15 protein-coding genes are annotated in these 17,799 nt (G+C 71.6%); 7 read left to right on the top strand and 8 right to left on the bottom strand.

Features of this window, described 5'->3' with window-relative positions:
• Positions 1–35 precede the first annotated feature (35 nt).
• Complete coding sequence (locus OG403_RS36835; protein WP_442911104.1) at positions 36–1,082, top strand: alpha/beta fold hydrolase; 1,047 nt, start codon at positions 36–38, stop codon at positions 1,080–1,082.
• Positions 1,083–1,162: 80 nt separating this feature from the next.
• On the opposite strand, the gene speB is transcribed toward OG403_RS36835, so the two are convergent.
• The 6 genes from speB to OG403_RS35360 form a co-directional block, all read right to left on the bottom strand.
• Positions 1,163–2,434, bottom strand: coding sequence for an agmatinase (gene speB, locus OG403_RS35385; protein ID WP_329571767.1), 1,272 nt, complete (start codon positions 2,432–2,434; stop codon positions 1,163–1,165).
• A 155-nt stretch (positions 2,435–2,589) separates the two neighbouring features.
• Positions 2,590–3,588, bottom strand: coding sequence for a LacI family DNA-binding transcriptional regulator (locus OG403_RS35380; RefSeq protein WP_329571765.1), 999 nt, complete (start codon positions 3,586–3,588; stop codon positions 2,590–2,592).
• 23 nt (positions 3,589–3,611) lie between these two features.
• Positions 3,612–4,904: an MFS transporter gene (locus tag OG403_RS35375; protein WP_329571761.1), complete on the bottom strand. Its 1,293-nt coding sequence runs from the start codon at positions 4,902–4,904 to the stop codon at positions 3,612–3,614.
• A 75-nt stretch (positions 4,905–4,979) separates the two neighbouring features.
• The gene (locus tag OG403_RS35370; protein ID WP_329571759.1) at positions 4,980–6,287 is read right to left on the bottom strand and encodes an ATP-grasp domain-containing protein; all 1,308 of its coding nucleotides are present in this window, start codon (positions 6,285–6,287) and stop codon (positions 4,980–4,982) included.
• Positions 6,288–6,339: 52 nt separating this feature from the next.
• Positions 6,340–7,212 (bottom strand): arginase family protein, encoded by an 873-nt coding sequence (locus tag OG403_RS35365; protein WP_329571757.1) that lies wholly within the window; start codon positions 7,210–7,212, stop codon positions 6,340–6,342.
• Positions 7,213–7,277: 65 nt separating this feature from the next.
• The gene (locus tag OG403_RS35360) at positions 7,278–7,862 is read right to left on the bottom strand and encodes an isochorismatase family cysteine hydrolase (RefSeq protein WP_329571755.1); all 585 of its coding nucleotides are present in this window, start codon (positions 7,860–7,862) and stop codon (positions 7,278–7,280) included.
• Positions 7,863–8,125: 263 nt separating this feature from the next.
• Between OG403_RS35360 and OG403_RS35355 the strand changes: the two genes are divergently transcribed.
• The 6 genes from OG403_RS35355 to OG403_RS35330 all read left to right on the top strand — a co-directional run bounded on the left by OG403_RS35355 (position 8,126) and on the right by OG403_RS35330 (position 14,199).
• Complete coding sequence (locus OG403_RS35355; RefSeq protein WP_329571753.1) at positions 8,126–8,842, top strand: hypothetical protein; 717 nt, start codon at positions 8,126–8,128, stop codon at positions 8,840–8,842.
• 37 nt (positions 8,843–8,879) lie between these two features.
• Positions 8,880–9,890 (top strand): hydrogenase expression/formation protein HypE, encoded by a 1,011-nt coding sequence (hypE, locus tag OG403_RS35350; RefSeq protein ID WP_329571751.1) that lies wholly within the window; start codon positions 8,880–8,882, stop codon positions 9,888–9,890.
• Entirely contained in the window at positions 9,890–12,208 is a 2,319-nt protein-coding gene (hypF, locus tag OG403_RS35345; protein WP_329571749.1) for a carbamoyltransferase HypF, read from the top strand. The genes hypE and hypF overlap by 1 nt, the downstream gene beginning before the upstream one ends.
• Complete coding sequence (locus tag OG403_RS35340) at positions 12,205–13,659, top strand: hypothetical protein (protein WP_329571747.1); 1,455 nt, start codon at positions 12,205–12,207, stop codon at positions 13,657–13,659. The genes hypF and OG403_RS35340 overlap by 4 nt, the downstream gene beginning before the upstream one ends.
• An 80-nt stretch (positions 13,660–13,739) precedes the next feature.
• Entirely contained in the window at positions 13,740–13,895 is a 156-nt protein-coding gene (locus OG403_RS35335; protein WP_329571746.1) for a hypothetical protein, read from the top strand.
• Position 13,896: 1 nt separating this feature from the next.
• Entirely contained in the window at positions 13,897–14,199 is a 303-nt protein-coding gene (locus OG403_RS35330) for a hypothetical protein (protein ID WP_329571744.1), read from the top strand.
• Between the two features lie 28 nt (positions 14,200–14,227).
• On the opposite strand, the gene OG403_RS35325 is transcribed toward OG403_RS35330, so the two are convergent.
• Together OG403_RS35325 and OG403_RS35320 are read right to left on the bottom strand one after the other, a co-directional pair.
• The gene (locus OG403_RS35325; protein ID WP_329571742.1) at positions 14,228–14,728 is read right to left on the bottom strand and encodes a hypothetical protein; all 501 of its coding nucleotides are present in this window, start codon (positions 14,726–14,728) and stop codon (positions 14,228–14,230) included.
• Between the two features lie 231 nt (positions 14,729–14,959).
• A complete protein-coding gene (locus OG403_RS35320; protein WP_329571740.1) occupies positions 14,960–17,764 on the bottom strand; it encodes a hypothetical protein in 2,805 nt (934 codons plus the stop codon).
• Positions 17,765–17,799: the final 35 nt, after the last annotated feature.

Raw genomic sequence — 17,799 nt, 5'->3', positions numbered from 1 at the left:
ACCTCGCCGCCACCTACATCCCACCCCGCACCCCGGTGGAAGAGGCGATCGCGGGTGCCTGGATCGCGGTGCTGGGCGTCGACCGGGCCGGTATCCACGACAACTTCTTCGAGCTCGGCGGGCAGTCGATCAACGCGGTCCGGATCGCCTCCCGGATCAGCGAGGCGGGTTGGCGGGTCAGCCTGCAGCAGATCATGCGGCACATCACGATCGCCGAGCTGGCAGCCGCGATCAGCGAGCCCCCGAGCGCCGCGACCGCCGCACCGGCCGGGCTGATGGTCCGGCTGACCGAGGGCCGGCACCAGGACCTGCCCATCCTGTTCTGCGTCCACCCGGGCGGCGGCAGCACCCACTCCTACCGGGAGCTGGCCGCCCGGCTGGCCGGCTCGTTCGAGGTCTACGGCGTGCAGGCGGCCGGGCTGAACCCGGGCGAGGCACCGATCGTCGGCATCGAGGCGATGGCGGCCCGGTACTGGGAGGAGATCCGCTCGGTCCAGCCGGACGGGCCGTGCCTGCTGCTGGGCTGGTCGACGGGGGCGGTGGTGGCGCACGAACTCTGCGTGCAGCGCCCGGACGAGGTCGCGGCGGCCTTCCTGCTCGAACCGGCCGTCACCGGGCCCGAGCAGCGCGCGCGGTTCGAGCGGTACACCGAGGTCTACCGGCGGGTCAACGACCTCTGGCGGCGCGGCCAGCGGCAGACCGGTGCCGAGCGCGCCGAGACGGAGCGCGCCCTCAAGCGGCTGGCACCGCAGATGAACATCGAGGTGGACGCCGTCACCCTGGACGAGTGGCTCCCCTACGAGGTGCTGGAGGCCGAGGTCCGCTCGCTCGCCGCCTACCGGCCGGGGCGCGCCTTCACCCGCAGCACCCTCTTCGTCAGCGAGTCCGTCCGCACCGCCGGCCCCGAGGGCACCGCCGACGAGGTGGGCCCCGCGCAGTACACCGCCCACTGGCAGCAGCGCTACCCGGCCGGCCTGGAGGTCCTGGACATGCCGGGGCGGCACCTGCAGATGGTGCACGGTGCCGAACAACTGGCGGGTGTGGCCGAAGCACTCGACAAGCTGACCCGGGTGCTGGTCTGATCACACGTCAATTGTCCGGTGGGCGGCCTGGGTTCTCACTCAGGCCGCCCACCGGCGTGCCAGCGGTGCGCTGCATCCGCTCACGGCGCTGCCGAACCAGGATTACCTTCGAGGCCGGCTTCGCGGTCGCGGTCGGCTTCGGCCCGGGCGCGTTGCTCGTTGGTGAGCCGGGTGCCCAGGTGTCCGTTCTCGACGAGGGTGGCGAGGGTGTCCATGATGACGCGGGCGCCGAGTTGGGAGGTGGTGTCGGCGACGTCGTACGGCGGCGCGATCTCGACGAGGTCCATTCCCACCAGCCCCTCCTGCGCCACCATCCGTACGGCCTTGAGCGCTTCGCGTGGGGACATCCCGCCCGGTTCGGGTGTGCCGGTGCCCGGCGCGTAGCCGGGGTCCACCACGTCGATGTCGAAGGAGAGGTAGACCGCGTCCACGTCCTGCCACGCGATCTCGAGCGCGATCTCCATGGCGTGGTCGATGCCCAGTTCCTCGACGTCGAACATGGTGATGACCGTGGTGTCGCGTTCCTCGGCGACCTGGACGCCGGAGTGGTTGCCTATCCAGCCGCCGATGCCGATCTGGACCAGGTTCGAGGCGGGCACGTTGGGCAGGTCCGTGGCGTGCGACCAGTGGGTGGTGTGCATCCGCTCGTCCATGGTGGTGATGGCGGTGTCGATGTGCCGGTCGAAGTGGATGATGCCGAGTCGGCCGTCGATGTGCTTCGCGATGGCCTTGGCATCGGGATAGCCGATGCTGTGGTCGCCGCCGATGATCACGGGGAACGCGCCCAGGTCGAGGATGTGGGACACGCCGAGGTCGACCTGGTCGAAGGTCTTCTCGATGTTGGCGGGGATGACGAAGATGTCGCCCGCGTCGCCGATGGTGACCTCCTCCAGCAGGTCCATGCCGAGGTCGGGGCTGTAGGAGTCGTACAACGCCGAGATGCGGCGCACTGCCTGCGGCCCGAAGCGGGCACCGGAGCGGTAGGTGGTGCCCATGTCGAACGGCGCGCCGACCACGGCCACGTCGTAGCGGCCTATGTCGCGGATGTTCTCGACGTAGGGGGACTTCAGGAACGTGGGGATGCCCGCGAACATCGGGTCCAGGCCCCGCGAGAACAGCGAGATGTTCCGGTCCTTGACCGACCGCGCGGCCTCCAGGCCCAGGTCCAGGGACCGTTCGGTCAGCTCCCGCCGTTTCACCTCGGGCACGTCCTTCAACCGCCGCCTGGCGCGCATCCCGGACAGGCCGGAGCGCTCCTCCCGGGCCTCGGCGTGCCCTGTCGCGGACTTCGGGGGATTGGGGCGCAGCGGGTTGCGACGATGGCGCTCGTTGTACGCGGGGCGACGGTCCATGGCGACGTCCTTCCTCGGTACGTCCCGGCTCGGTACGTCCCGGCCACCGGCGGTCCTCATGCAGCGGGGGCTCGGCGGGGCCGGGCCAGTACGTCCCATGCTCCTCCCGAAGCCGGCGCGCCACCATTCAGGGGGGAACCGCGGGTCCGGCACCCTCACCAGGTCCGCGCCGACGGGGCGGGACCGACGGACTGCCGCACGACGAGTTCGGTCGGCAACTCGGCGACCTGCGCGGCGGACTCCCCCACCGTTCCGTCGCGCAAGCCGATCAGGGTCCGCAGGCCCAGCGACCCCAACTCCTCGAACGGGAGCCGGACGGAGGTCAGCGGCGGCGAGACCGGCGCTGCGGTCGGCAGGTCGTTGAAGCCGATCACCGAGAGGTCCTGACCCACCGTCAGATCCAGTGCGACGGACGCGGCGTAGACGCCCATCGCGATGGCGTCGTCGTCGCAGACCACCGCCGTCGGGCGGTCGGGCGCGGCGAGCACCCGGAGCAGCCGCTCGCGGAGGTCGGCGGGCGCGAAGGGGCAGCGGAGCCGGGTCGCCGTCACGAACGGGTGGCTGAGCACGCAGTGGTCGAAGACCTCCGCCCGGCGGGCGAAGGTCCAGGCGCGCCGTTCGGCCCGCACGTGCAGGATGCGCCGGTGCCCGAGCGCGATGAGGTGGGCGAGCGCCTTGGCCATGCCGCCGCCGATGTCCATGGTCACGGCGGGGGTGCCGACCGCGGGCGCCTCGTCGAGGACGACGAGCGGCAGCCCGATCCGCAGCTGCGACACGGCGCTCGCGGCGACCGCGCAGGCGATGACACCGTCCAGGGCCTGGCGCGGGACGGGGAACGGGCCGCGGCCGTCCTCCGCGCCCAGCGGGAAGACCACGACCCCGAGGCCGGTGCTGGCGCCCAGCCGGGCGGCGCCGGCGTGCACGGCGGCGAAGACGGGATCGGCGATGGTCGGCACCACCAGCAGGATCGTGCCGGTCCTCCCGAGCCGCAGGCTGCGGGCCGCGTGGTTGATCCGGTAGGCCAGCTCGTCGGCGGTCGCCAGCACGCGCCGCGCGGTCTGCTCGCTGATCCGGCCCCGCCACTTGCCGTTGAGGACCAGTGACACGGTGGACTGGGAGACCCGCGCGACGCGCGCCACATCGGTGGCGGTCACGGTGCGGGACCGCTCGTTTCCGTTCATCGTCCGGCGGGGGCGCCCAACCGGCTCAGCAGCGGGACGGCCAGGCCGGTGAGGGCGAACAGGGCGCCGAGGCCGAGCCAGCCGGCCGCCCCCTCGCCGACCACGGCCAGCGAGAGCAGCGCGGGCCCGGCCACCGTCAGCCCGGTGGCGCCGAGTTGGTACGCGCTCAGGTAGTAGGTGCGTTCGCTCTCGGGCGACAGGCCGTAGGAGATGCCCCAGCCGCCGGCCGACTGCCACAGTTCGCCCAGGGTGAGCGGTATCGCGGCGAGCACCAGCAGCGCGCCGGCCGCGACGCCGTCCAGTGACGCGGTGGCGGCGGTGAGCACGCAGAACAGGGCCAACGAGGCTCCCGCTGCCCGCTGCTTGCGCCCGGCCCGGCCGAGGTCGTCGCCGCCCTTGCTGAGGCGTACCTGGAGGGCGACGGCCAGCACGGTGTTCAGCATCAGGACGACGCCGACCAGTCCGCGCGGCGCGTGCGTGCGGGTGACGATCCAGAGCGGGAATCCGACCGAGAGGATCGACAGGTGGAGGTAGAGGATGCCGTTGGCCAGCGAGAGCAGCAGGAAGCGCGGGTTGCGGAACGGCAGCAGCCTGCCGCCGCCGGGGTCGGCGTGCCCGCTGCGGCGCGGTGACCGCCGGGGCAGCCGCAGCCGGGTCAGCAGGGCCGCGGTCACCAGGAACGCCAGCGCGTTGGCCAGGACGAAGCCGACGTAGGTGCCGGAGCTCGCCATCGCGATGACGGCGGTGGCGATCACGGCGGAGAGTGCGTAGGCGGCGTTGCGGACCACGGCGATCAGGGCCATGGACTCGACGGGTGAGCCCTCCTCGGCCGTCGCGCCGGCCACCGACTGGATGATCGGCCCGACCGCCTGCTCCACCGCGCCGACCAGGCAGGCGACCAGGACGAAGAGGCGGAAGTCGTGCACGAAGGGGTAGATCAGGAAGGCGGCGGCGCGCCAGAGCTGCAGGGCGATCAGCGTGGGCCCGTCGCCGATCCGGTCGGCCAGCCGCCCGATCGGCAACGCGCAGGCGACACCGCAGAGTCCGGCGATGGAGAGCCCGAGGCCGACCTGCCCGACCCCGAGGCCGATCACCTGGGTGTAGAAGAGGGTCGAGCCGGCCAGGAAGAACCCCCGGCCGAAGGCGTCCACCAGGGCGACCAGGACGAAGACCCTGGCGGCCCGCGACTTCGGCAGCCGCCCCAGGGCCTGCCGGGCCACGGCCCGCGGGCTCCGGGGACGGGGGGTGCCGGCTTCCTGGTCGCGGGTCCTGCTGGGCCCTGTCGCCATGCCTGGTTCATCCTCACGCTCTGGTGTCGTCCGTACGCACGGTCTGGGCGCCCGGCAAGTTCCGCTGGAAAGGTCCTAGTTGACGAGCACGCGGACCGCCTCGCGGGTCGCGGCGTCGAACCGCTCCAGCTGCTCGGGATCGGGCGCGTCGAACAGGGCGGTGACGACCCGGCCGAAGGAGTCGGTCAGCGGCCCCAGTTCCGCTCCGGGCGCCTTGAGGACGAGGAGCTTGCGCAGCGCGGGCGGCGCGCCGGGAGCGACGGGTTCGACCTCGGGCCACAGGCCGTGGTCCACCACCCAGAAGGGCTCGACCTCGGCGGAGCCCGCGACGGCGACTCCGGCGAGCTTTCCCGGATCGTGGTCGAAGTAGATCTGCCGGGCCCAGCGCCGTGGTTGCGGGTGCTCGACCGGCAGGCCGAGCGCGGCGTCGATCACCGAGGCCTCGATCGAGGCACCGGTGGCCAGGTGGTAGACGTGCATCAGCCCGTCGCCCGGCGGGCGGGCGGCGATCTCCATCAAGGCGACGCCGCCGTCCGGCAGGATGCGGTACTCGCCGTGCGCCATGCCGGTGCCGAAGTCCAGCCGCGCCAGGATCGCCGCCTGCGCCTGCCGCAGCCGCTCGGCCTCCGCCGGGCTGAGGTTGCAGGCCGGCACGGTGTGCCCCATCTCGACGAAGAAGTCGCTCTCGTCCTCGTTGGTCGACTTCTGGGTGACCGAGGAGAAGACCACCCGGCCGCCCGCGATGATGCTCTCCACGCTGAACTCACGTCCCGAGACGCGCTGTTCGAGCAGGACGGGCGGCCCGGACACCACCTCGTCGAGGTGCGCTTCGAGCGCCTCGCGGTCCCTGAGCACCCGGACCCCGATGCTGCAGTAGAGGTCGAGCGGCTTGGAGATCACCGGGTACCGCTCGCCGAGCGCCGTCAGCACCGCTTCCCGCCCGCTGCTCGCCAGCACCGACACGGGGCTCCACTCGTCCAGGTAGAGCCGTTGCAGCTGCTTGTTCCGGCAGACCCGGGCGGCCCGCAGCCCCACCCCGGGCAGCCCGAGCAGGTCGGCGCTCTGCCCGGCGGGCTCCACGAAGGTCTCCGACGAGGCGAACACGCCCTGGATGTCGTACTCCGAGGCCCACCGGGCGACTTGGGCCAGGATCGCCGAAAGGTCCTCGGGCGCGCGGAAGTCGAGCCGCTCCACCGCCTCGAACGGATGCCCCGGCCGGCCGACGTAGGAGACCGCGACGTGCTCCAGCGGCCACTGCGGCGGCCCGGTGACCACCAGGCTGCGCAGGCCCCGGCGGGCGATGGCCGCCAGATACGGACCGGCCTTGGGCAGGTCGGTGAAGAGCAGGAAGGCGGGCGGCCGGGCGGCGCTGAACGGCGGCATGGCAGAAGCTCCTTGAGGGTGGTGCCGGGGCCTGTCGGTCGGTCCGGTCCGATCACCGCGCGGCGGCGATCCGGGCCAGCACGGCCGTGGTGATCGCCAGCACCGCGTGGCCGGTCATCCCGCCGACGTCGTGGCCGGGCGCGAACTCGACGATGTCGTAGCCGATGACGGGCTCCGGGAGCAGTTCCAGCAGGCCGATCAGCTCGCCGGTGCCGAAACCGCCGGCCACCGGTGTGCCGGTGCCGGGGACGCAGGAGGCGTCCAGCACGTCGATGTCGACCGTGACGTAGAAGTGGCCGACCCGTTCGGCGATCTCCCGCAGGTGCTGCCGGTAGCGGGCGCGGGCGTCGGCCGGATCGTCGGTGAAGACCGCCGCCGGGATCTCGTTGATGCCCGTCTTGCGGATGAAGTCGACTTCGCCCGGGTCGTACGCCCGCGTCCCCACCAGCAGCACGTCCTGCGGTGCGATCACGCCGGCGTCGATGATCCGGCGCAGCGGGGAGCCGTGCGAGATCGCGGAACCCTGGTAGCCGTCCAGCACGTCGGGGTGGGCGTCGAACCAGATCAGTCCCAACTCCCGTTCCTGGGATGCGCCCAGGACGATGGGGTAGGTGATCGAGTGGTCGCCGCCGAAGGTCAGCACGGGGGCGTCGACCTCCTGGAACACCGACCGGTAGACGGTCTCCAGCTGCGCGATCGACCGGGCGAGGTCGAACCGCCAGGTCTGGACGTCGCCCAGGTCGCGCAACCGCAGGTGGGAGGCGTCCCGGCCGCGCCGGTCGGTCGTCTTGAGCCGGCTCGACAGCTCGCGGACCCGCTCCGGCCCCCGGGAGGCGCCGCCGGCGCCGCCCGCACCGCCCTCGAAGGGCACACCGATCACGAACAGGTCGGCCGACCCCGCCAGTGCCGGCGACTGGTCCGGCACCGCCGACTGGTCCGAACTTCCGTTCAGGACAAGGCCGTTCCAGTGAGCGGATGGTCCGATCCCGTTCACGGCAGCGCCTGCACGGAGAAGTCGAAGCCGACGCCGCCGCGGATCCGCTCGACCACCTCGGCCATCGGGGTCACCACGGCGCAGTAGGAGGCGAGCCACTCCAGCGCCCGCAGCCGGTCCTCGTCGCGGGTCGAGACCACTCCGTCGCTCGGCACGACCACGTTGTAGCCGCGGAAGTGGGCGTCGGCCGCGGTGGTCTGGATGCACACCTGCGCCTGCATGCCCGTGATGATCACGGTGTCGATCCGGTGCTCCGCCAGGTACTCGTGCAGCTTCGTCTCGAAGAAGCCGCTGTCCTTCTTCTTCTCCATGACGACGTCCGAGGGGTGCACGAACTCCGGCAGCAGTTCGGCCCCCGGCGTGCCGCGCAGTACCGGGATCCGCCCGTCGTGGAGTTCGAGCTTCTTGTCGCCCTCGTCGTAGATCAGCTGGAGGTGGATGACGACGACGCCCAACTCCCGCAGCTGGTCGAGGAAGTGCACGAAGGACGGCGTCATCGCCGCCACGTTGGCCTTGCGCTGCGGGTTCTTGTCGACCAGGTCACGCTGCAGATCGTTGGTCAGGATCGCATATCGGAGCATGTCAGTCCGCCAGGAGTGCAGGGGCGCCAGAGCGGGCCCAGACCCAGAGGACACTAGTCATACGTATGAGTCGCCGCAACGGGTTGTGGCCAGCCAAGTCAAGCCATATCCACCACAGCTGATGCCTTGTCAGCCATCATGCGTATGACTACGTTAGCTCCGACCACCGCGAACGGGCTCCGGCGGGCTGCTCAACTCGACTCCGGTGGGTGTCTGTTACACCCGATCCCGCCTTCACTTCAGCAAGAGAGCAGAGGTGTGCCATGACCGAGCGTCTGTCGGTGCAGATCGACGAGCGGAACGACGCGTTCACCACCGCTGTGAAGAGCAGGCTCCTGGGAGACCTCTCCGCGATCAGCACGGAATCGCTGGAGTGGCTCGTCATGGAGCACTACCAGTTCTCCTACGCGAACAAGGACCTGCTCCAGCAGGCGGTGGAGTGCACCAGGAAGTTCGCCGAGCCCGGGGTCTCGGTGGAGCTGCAGCGCAACGTGGACGAGGAGGACGGGCACGCCCCCATGTACAAGCAGGGCATGCTCGACGTCGGCACCGACATGGACCAGCGGGTGGAGTTCCCCGCCACCACCACGTTCCTGGCCGAGGTCGCGGCGCTCTGCGCGCCGGACCCCTCGCGGGCCCTGGGCGCGCTGTACGCGACCGAGACCGCCGCGATCTTCGAGCACGAGTCCTTCTTCGAGATCTGCCGGGAGATCTGCGACCGCCGCGGCCTCCCCTACGAGGGCAGCCTGATCAAGCGCTTCCACGACATCCACCTGGAGGACGGGGTGGAGCAGGGCCACAAGGACGGCCTGGCCGCGTTCGTGGACCTCGACCAGCGCGGCAGCGAGCCGGCGGACGGTGCGGCGATCGACGGCGAGCAGGTCCGCCAGGGCGCTCTGGACGCCATCGAGGTCATGGAGACCTGGTGGCAGGCGCTGCTCGGCAAGGCCCTGGCCGAAACCACCAGCGCCGCCGCCTGAACCCGCGATCGCCGAACACCAGCAGGAGAGGACCGCAGTGACCGAGAAGGTCGTCCTGGACCACGGAGCCGGCGGCGGCATGAGCCAGGAGCTCATCACCGGAACCATCGCGCGGATTCTCGGCGACACCTACATCGGTGAGATGGAGGACAGCGCGGTGCTGGAGCTCACGGGCACCCGCATCGCCATGACGACCGACTCCTTCGTGGTCGACCCCGTCTTCTTCGACGGCGGCGACATCGGGAAGATCGCCGTCGCCGGCACCGTCAACGACCTCGCGGTGAGCGGCGCGCGCCCGCTCTACCTGACGCTGGCGATCGTGCTGGAGGAGGGCTTCGAACTCGAGGCCCTGCGGCGGATCCTGCACTCCGTGCGGGACACCGCCCGAGCCGCGGGCGTGCGGATCGTGGCGGGCGACACCAAGGTGGTCCGGCGCGGCGAGGCCGACGGGATCTTCCTCAACACCGCCGGTGTCGGCCTGGTCGAACGCCCGCACACGCTGTCCAGCCGGACCCTGCGGGTCGGCGACCAGGTCATCGTCACCGGCTTCCTCGGCGACCACAGCATCCACCTCCTCTCGCTGCGCGAAGGGCTCGGCTTCGAGCAGCGGGTGCGCAGCGACTGCGCCGTGCTCAACCACGTCGTAGCGGATGTCCTGGACGCGTGCGGCGCGGGTGTGCGCTGCCTGCGCGACATCACCCGCGGCGGACTGGGCACGGTCGTCAACGAGTTCGCCCAGGCCTCGGCCACCGCCGTCGAACTCCTCGAGTCGGCCCTGCCGATCCGGCCGGAGACGGCGATGGCGGCCGACATGCTGGGGGTGGACGTGATGTACCTCGCCAACGAGGGCAACCTCTGCCTGGTCGTCGCGCCCGAGCAGGCGACGGCCGCCCTGGACGCGCTGCACGCCCACCCCGAGACCGCGCGGGCCGCGGTGGTCGGACAGGTCGTGGCGGGCGCACCGGGCACCGTGCGGCTGCTCGGCGCGGACGGCCGGCGCAGCACCGTCGACCTGCTCTACGGAGCCCAGTTGCCAAGGCTCTGCTGATGAGCGCCGAGGCGGTCCGCCGCACGCTCGAGGTCACCGGCTTCGTGCAGGGCGTGGGTTTTCGGCCCTACGTGTACCGCCTGGCCACCCAGCACCTGCTCGGCGGCTGGGTGCGCAACGACAGCCAGGGCGTGACGATCTGCGTCGAAGGCCCGCGCGCGGCGGCCGACCTGTTCGGTGCCGACCTGCTCGAGCGGCTGCCGGAGCTGGCCCGGGTCGACGCCTGCACGGTGGTCGCCGAGGAACCGGTGCGGGACTGGTCGGCCTCCTTCACCATCCGCCGCAGCGAGTCGAGCGGCGCCGGCGGAGCGCTGGTCACCCCCGACAGCCACACCTGCGCCGACTGCGCGCGGGAGCTGTTCGACCCGGGCGACCGGCGCCACGGCTACCCGCTGCTCAACTGCACCAACTGCGGCCCGCGGTACAGCATCATCCGGTCCGTCCCCTACGACCGCCCGCGGACCACCATGGCGGACTTCGCGATGTGCCCGCAGTGCCTGGCCGAGTACCACTCGCCTGCCGACCGGCGCTTCCACGCCCAGCCGAACGCCTGCTGGACCTGCGGCCCGCAGGTGCGGCTGCTGCTCCCGGACGGCTCCGAGGTCGACACACCCGACCCGGTGGCCGCGGCCGCCGCCCTGCTGGGTGCGGGCCGGATCCTGGCGGTCAAGGCCCTGGGCGGCTACCAGTTGATGGCCGATCCGACCAGCCTCCGCGCGGTGGCCGAGCTGCGGGCCCGCAAGGAGCGCGGCGGCAAGCCCTTCGCGCTGCTCGGGCGGGACAGCGCGACGGTCGCCGTGCACACCGTGCTGGACGAGCGGGAACGGCGCCTGCTGGAATCTCCGGGGCGGCCGATCGTGCTGCTGCGGGCCCGGCCGGACAGCGGACTGGCGCCGGACATCGCCCCGGGCTCCAGCACGCTCGGCTTCATGCTGCCGGCCACGCCGCTGCAGCACCTGCTGCTCGCCGCCGCCGGGCCGGTGCTCATCGCGACCAGCGCCAACGCCCCGGACGAGCCCATGGTCCGCACCGAGCAGGAGGCGCTGGGCTCGCTGCGGGGCCTGGACGCGCTCCTGGTGCACGACCGGGAGATCCACACCCGGGTGGACGACTCGATCGCCCGGATCGTGCACAGCACCCTCGACCCGAAGGTCAGCTTCGTGCGCCGCGCCCGCGGCTACGTCCCCGACCCGCTGCCGACGCCCTTCCCCGTGCCACCCGTCCTCGCCCTCGGCGCGGAGCTCAAGAACACCGTCTGCCTGGGCGAGGGCGGCAACCTCTACGTCAGCCAGCACATCGGCGACCTCAAGAGCGTGGCGAACCAGGAGTTCTTCGCCGAGACCATCACCCGGCTGCGCACCCTGTTCGGCGTGACGCCGCGGTACGTCGCCCACGACCTGCACCCCGACTTCCACAGCACCCGCTACGCCGCCGCCTGCCAGGACGTGACCTTGGTCGCCGTCCAGCACCACCACGCCCACATGGCCGCCTGCATGGCGGACAACGGGCTGGACCGGCCGGTGATCGGGGTAGTGTTCGACGGCACCGGCTACGGCCCCGACGGCACGATCTGGGGAGGCGAGTTCCTGATCGGCGACTACCGCGGCTTCGAGCGCAAGGCCCACCTGGCCCGCTTCCGGCTGCCCGGCGGCGACCGGGCCGTGCGGGAGCCCGACCGGATCGCCATCGCCCTGCTGGGCCAGCACTTCGGGCCGGACGCGGCACGGTTGCCGCTGGACCTGCTGCGCCGGCGGGACCCCTTCGAGGTCGGCGTCCTGCTGAGGATGGCCGAGCGGGGCGTCAGCGCGCCCGAGACCTCCAGCATGGGACGGCTCTTCGATGCCGTCTCCGCGCTGCTCGGCGTCTGCGAGCGGGTCGGCTACGAGGGCCAGGCGGCCATCGAACTCGAGCAGTTGATCGCCTGGGACCAGACGCCGGTCACGCCCTGGCCGGTGCGGCTGCGGCCGGCGGGTGACTGCCTGGTGATCGATCACCGGCCCTGGCTGGAAGCCCTGGTGGCGGAGCTCGGCGACCCGGACCGGTCCCCGGCGCAGCTCAGCCGGGCCTTCCACGAGAGCGTGGTGCACGCGGTGCTGGAGACCTGCCTGCGGCTGTCGCACGAGAGCGGGCTGCGCGACGTGGTGCTCAGCGGTGGCGTGTTCCTCAACCAGCACCTGCTGATCAGGTCCGAACAGGAACTCACCCGGGCCGGCCTGCGGGTCCACACCCACAGCCGCATCCCAACCAACGACGGCGGTCTCAGCGCGGGTCAGGCCATGGTGGCCGCCGCCCGCGCGGCCGGACGGGAGCGGCCATGAGCGAGCGGCGGACCAGGGCGGACGTCGAGGCCGTGGTGGGGCAGATCCGGCGGTATGTGCCGCCCATGGCACCGTACTTCGAGATCGACGCCCCGCTGGGCGAGTACGCGGCCGGCCTGCACGCGACCGGGGCCGACCCCGCGCACGCCGAGCGGCACGAGCTGCTGGCCCGCGCCGTCCGCACGGTCCTGCGCCAGGCGCTCGGTCCGGCGGCGCGGGTCCGCATCGAGGCGGCGGACGTGACGGCGATGAACATCGTCGACCACCACCAACTCCTCAACCACCCACTGCTGCTGGGCACCAACATCATCGCCAACGCGGATCGGCTGCTGGGCGGCGACGACCGCCGGCCGATCATCACCTTCTCCTGCAGCAACGTGGCACCCGGCAACTCCTATATGCGCGGCGGCTTCCGGTTCCGCGAGGAGACGGTCCCCTACTTCACGGCCAAGCAGCACCGGGACGCGATCTACTACACCGGCAGCAGGCGCTTCGACTTCGTGGAGCGGCTGCGCGCCATCAAGCGCTGGGACCGCTACAGTCCGTGCGACCAGCAGTTCCTGACGGAATATCAGCTGTTCCTGAACGGTCTGGACTACTCCCACACCGGCCGCCACCGGGACCAGCTCACCGTGGCGCTGCGCAGCACCTGGCCGCTGCTCTTCGCCGAACCACTGCGCGCGACCCTGCCGGAGCTGCTCTACGCGACCGCCGAGGACGTGACGCGTGAATGCCTGCTGGAACTCCTGCCCCGCGCCAACTTCCTGTCCGCCGCCCTCTTCGATGCGGACTTCCGGCGCGAGGTGCTGGCCGCCTTCCGGGGCGTCGTGATCGCCTGGGACGAGGCGGCCGGGAAGGGCACCCACTTCTTCTGGCGCAAGTACCCGGGCCGGCCCGAGCTGCTGCGGATGTTCGTCGACGGCTCCTCCCTGGTCCCGGCCGACCCGCGCTTCTCGGACCTCAGCGTCCCCCTGGAACCCGGCGCCATCGCCGACCACCTGGAGCGTGAGGAGATCATCCCCTCGGTGGCGCTCTGCATGAGCGTGCTGCTGCACCTCGGCGTGCGGCCGCTGGTGGGGCCCGGTTCCCTGGTCTACATCGGCCAGTTGCAGCGCGGGTGGACCGAACTGCTGCGGCGCCACGGGGATCCGGTGGAGGCGGAGCTGATCGGCCGGATCGACACCGGCGGGCTGATCGCCGGCACCCCGATGTTCTTCGACCGCGTGCGCGGCACCGTACGCACGCTGCACGCCGCCGACGTCTTCAGTCTGGGCGGCATGCCGCCGGAGTACCTGCGGACCGTGCTGCGCGTGCCGTTCAGGGACCTGCTCTCGGTCGGCTCGAGCGGCGTGTACGAGCTGTTCGCCAACTCCTACATCCCGCCCGGGGAACAGCTGACCGAACGGATCGGCTTCGACGAGGCGGCCGCCGCCATCCACCAGTGGCTCTGAGCACTCCCGCCCACCGGTTTCGTCCCTCGACCGGGTGAAACCCCTCCCGCGCCCCGGGGACCAGCGGTAGCGTCAGCGCCATGAGTCAGCAGACCTGCCCGCGCTGCGGCGGCAGCGGTGTCACGGAGAAGCTCCGGTACACCGTCGAGACCGGCCCCGACGGCCGGCAGCAGCCCAAGGCGGAGAGCTACCTCTCACCCTGCGACCACTGCGGCGGGAAAGGCCATGTGAACTGAGATGCGAGCTGTCTTCCAGTGCACCGAGTGCGGAATCCACTACCTGCCGCCCGAGGGCCTCGTCTACGGGGACGGCAGCCCGGCCAGCCCGCTCTGGTGCACCGAGCACCAGAGCGTGATGCGCGAGCGCGGCATCAGCGAGCCGCCCTCAGCCGCCGCCCTCGCGCTGCTCGCCGCCCGCCGGCGTGCCGCGCCCCCCGCCCTCGAGGAGGAGCCGGCCCGGCCCGACGTCCGCCCGTCCCGCCCGGCGCGCACCCGGCGCGGTGCGAAGGCGCCCGGCGGCGGTCGGTCGAAGCTGCGCTGAGCCCGACGGGTCGGCCGCGTTCCGTCCCTCACCTGTCGCGGGGGCCCGGCGCGCCGCCCGGCTGGACGCGCTCGAAGCGCCAGGTGGTCGCCGCATCACAGGGATGGAGCGTGCCGTTGCTGCCGGGGAGGATGGTGGCGCACAACCCCGTCTCGACGTTGCGCAGCTTGCTGGGCACTCCGGCGTCGGTCGGCACGAACCACCGCTGCGGGGCCACGCACGGGTACACGAGCAGCTTGTTCGGCAGGTCGCGGTCGAGGCACCTGATGTCGCGCTCGGAGGTGGTGAGGTCCAGCAGGATGGCCTGCCCCGGACGCTCGTTCTCGACCCGCCACCGGGTGCGGGAACCGAGCACGGCGGGCACCCCGCCCACCGACGCGCTCCGGGCGCCGGGAGTCAGGCAACTGCCGGTGGCGAGGTCGCGGATGACGTACACGCCGTCGTCCACCGCGTAGGAGGGCGCGGCCGACGCGGCGGCGCCGGCGAGCGAGCAGACCAGCGAGAGCAGCAGGGTACTGACACGTTTCACGGCGGAACGCTCCAGGAATAGTGGCGGCGGGAGCCGGGCGGACCCGGATCCGACGGCGGGACGGTCCAGCCGCTAGCCAGTGCCGCGTCAGGCAAGGTCACCCGCCCACCCGCCGCGACCTCCACCGCCCCGCCGCTGCTCCCCCGGGCATCACCTGTGTGGTGGCGGGGGGAGCACACCGCCGGCCGTGGCCACCGCTCGGTCGGTCGCGTCGGCGCGTGCGGTCGCCGCTCACTCGTCGAGTTGCTGCAGTGCCGCGGCATCAGGGTGCCTGCTCAGTGCGAGGGCATCCACGATCGCCAGGTAGTGGAAGCGAGTTGGCAGCGTCAGGGCTGGGCGCAGCTCACGGAGCCAGTTCGGTAGCAGACCGGCAAGGGAGGAGACGGTTCCGTCAGCCTGGACGGCGATCTGCCGCACCCAGCGCAGGCCGGGGTCGAGCTGCTGCTGGACGGGCTGCGTCCTGAGCAGCCCGACGAGGCTTTCAGTCGCGAACTCGAAGCCAGCCGCCGAGAACGTCCAGGCGTCGATCAGGTCGATCAGCGGGTCAAGCCCCAACCAGCAGCCTGCGGCCTGTCGCAGAGTGCGGTCGGGGTCGGTGTCCGCCATGGACAGCACAGGACCCGGGAGGACCTCCACCACCAGTCGTGTGCGCTCGCGCCGGGCACGGTCGGCAAGATCAGCCGTCGGCTGGGTGAGGACCAGCTCCATGATGGGGGGCCAGACGGTCGCAAGCGGTCGTACAAGCTGGCTCTGGTAGGTCGCGGCAGTCTTCAGCGCGCGCAGGAGGTGGTCGAGCGCCCCCGGGGATGCGGCCAACCGGTCGACGAGGTCGACCAGGACACCCGGTTCCCCCTCAGCGGCACGCAACAGTGCGGCGGCCACGGACGCGTGGTCCTCCGCGGCTCGATGGAAGCCGCCGTCCGCCCAGGCACACGCCGTGCGGGCATAGGCGTGGAGTGTCGCCATCCGCAGGGATCTAGCCACCGCCGTCCGGCAATGCCGAGTGCGGGCCGCCTCAAGGACCGCCGGCAGCACAGTACCCAAGGTGGCGAGGGCCCCCTCAGCTCCGGTCAACCGGTCCAGTGCTTCCACTGCTGCGGCTGCTGCTGAAGGTGCCGGACACACCGTTTCCACCGTGAGGGTCCCGCCGGCTTCGCCCAGCACAAGCTCGATACCGGCTGCCACCGCCTCCCAGGCGCTGACATGGTGGCAGGGCCGGGATTCAGGCCGACAGGGGATCGACCAGAGCGGACGCAGACCTTCGACCACGTACTCGCGTATGTCAAGAACCGGGTGGGCCGCACAGCACCGAACAGCCGAGCGGACCCGCTCGACCTGTCGGACGCCAAGCGCCGACATCGGCGCATCCACGGTCGCGGGTAGCAGCGCGCATGGCAGCGCAAGGGCTGCCTGCCGAGCACCGTCCCACGGGAAAGTCGGGTCGGCAGCGCTCGTCGGTGGCCGGTGATCCAGCACTGTCCCAGTCAGAAGTTCGACAGCCCAGTGCAGGTCATCGGCTGACAGCGTCACGCCGGACGTCGCCGCGTGGACGGCAGCAGCCGCGACCGCATGGGCGCCATCCGAGGCGACCCAGTCCTGCTCGTCCACGCTCGCGGTGAGCGTCCGCGCCAACTCGAGATCGAGAGCCAGTTGGGCAGGGTCCACCGTGTCCAGCACAGGCTCAGGCGCGGGCGTCTGGCCCGGCACATCAGCGCAAGCACGGTACTGGTGACGGAGCCGGTACGACTCCGAGCGACGAGCCAGCTGGGCTCGATGGCCTGCCAGCTCCTGCGCGATCTCCTCGGAGGGCTGAACCGCGAGCCAGCCGTCCGGCGTGGCCCTGTAACGCTCCACGTCCAGATAGTCCGCCCACATCTTGGCGTTCAGCGCCATCGCCTGACCACCCGGCGCCGCCCGCAACCTGTCAGCGACGGCCCGCAGCCGAGCCAATCCCGCCTTGTCACCGCGCTCAGCAGCGAGAGCCACGAGGGAACCAGCGATCTCAGCGGGATTGCGAAGCAGGGATTCACCGCCGGAGGGCCCGCTGCCGCGGTGCTGCACCTGGTCCATGCTCACCCGGTGAATCTCGAACTCCCAGACCTCGGGAGTGGCCAAGAAGTCGTCCAACTCGTCGGTGACCTGGTCGAGGTGCCGCACCAGGATGCCGTAGGCGAGGCCGGCTCCGGCTACGGTGCCGACGCTGTACAGCGCCTTCGCCGCCGCGGCACGCACAGTTGCCCCTTCCTCGATCGCCTGCTCCAGCCACCATTCGAGGGCCATCAACGCGCTCATGCAGGGCTGGGGACCCGTCAGGGCTCCGCGATACCAAGCCCAGGCGTCAGAGTTCCCCGGGTACGACCGGCAGCCCGTCGCCAGGAAGTCGCCCTGCAGCGCCAACCGCTCCGAGGCCTCGTCCTGGTCCCGGACAGCAGCAGCTTCCTGAGCACGGATCGCCCCGGTGAGCAGGACACTGATCAACGCCAGGCCGTGTCGGGGACTCAGTTGCATCAGCGCCAGAAAGGGGCCTCGCTGGCGAGCAGCTCGTGACCCCATGATGAAGCCAACGAACTCGTGCTCCCGCACAAGGTCACGGAGCCAGCCGCTGCGGTAGCCTGATCCAGGTGCCAACAGGTAGTAGGAGGCCGCCAGTTCCGCGAGCAGCTGGGGATCAGTCGCGGCAAGGCAGTAGGTCGCGTCGGGCCGCTCGACCGCGGGCTTGAGCGCGTGCGCGCGATCCCTGGCCAGCTGCCGCAGGACTCTGTCGGCGGCTTCGTCCCGGTCGGCGCCGAGCAGGGCAAGAGCCTCGACGAACGTCGGCGCCGGGAACCTGGCAACCTCTCGGAGCAGCGCCTCACGAACCAGCACCCGGGTTGCCCGGAAGTCCACCACCTCCGCTCCCAGGACCTCCCGCTCACCGACGGCTCGGAGCCAGGTCAGGATGACCCGGTCCGCGTCCGTCTCCTGCTCCCCCAGCAGAAGGTCGGTGTGCCTGACCAGCCAGGCGGCGACCGGGGCGACAACGAGAGGGTCCGCCACACCGCCTTCGGTGAACCGCAGCAACGCGCAGCGGA

It is taken from the genome of Kitasatospora sp. NBC_01266 (assembly GCF_036242395.1).
GTDB lineage: Bacteria > Actinomycetota > Actinomycetes > Streptomycetales > Streptomycetaceae > Kitasatospora.
Note: the sequence above shows the minus strand (reverse complement) of the source record. Positions and strands in the feature narration are given on the sequence as shown.

Bases quoted from the DNA above. Each gene is read 5' to 3' on its own strand.
- speB (WP_329571767.1), bottom strand. From the start codon at position 2,434: ATGGACCGTCGCCCCGCGTACAACGAGCGCCATCGTCGCAACCCGCTG.
- OG403_RS35375 (WP_329571761.1), bottom strand. From the start codon at position 4,904: ATGGCGACAGGGCCCAGCAGGACCCGCGACCAGGAAGCCGGCACCCCC.
- OG403_RS35370 (WP_329571759.1), bottom strand. From the start codon at position 6,287: ATGCCGCCGTTCAGCGCCGCCCGGCCGCCCGCCTTCCTGCTCTTCACC.
- OG403_RS35360 (WP_329571755.1), bottom strand. From the start codon at position 7,862: ATGCTCCGATATGCGATCCTGACCAACGATCTGCAGCGTGACCTGGTC.
- OG403_RS35355 (WP_329571753.1), top strand. From the start codon at position 8,126: ATGACCGAGCGTCTGTCGGTGCAGATCGACGAGCGGAACGACGCGTTC.
- hypF (WP_329571749.1), top strand. From the start codon at position 9,890: ATGAGCGCCGAGGCGGTCCGCCGCACGCTCGAGGTCACCGGCTTCGTG.
- OG403_RS35340 (WP_329571747.1), top strand. From the start codon at position 12,205: ATGAGCGAGCGGCGGACCAGGGCGGACGTCGAGGCCGTGGTGGGGCAG.
- OG403_RS35335 (WP_329571746.1), top strand. From the start codon at position 13,740: ATGAGTCAGCAGACCTGCCCGCGCTGCGGCGGCAGCGGTGTCACGGAG.
- OG403_RS35330 (WP_329571744.1), top strand. From the start codon at position 13,897: ATGCGAGCTGTCTTCCAGTGCACCGAGTGCGGAATCCACTACCTGCCG.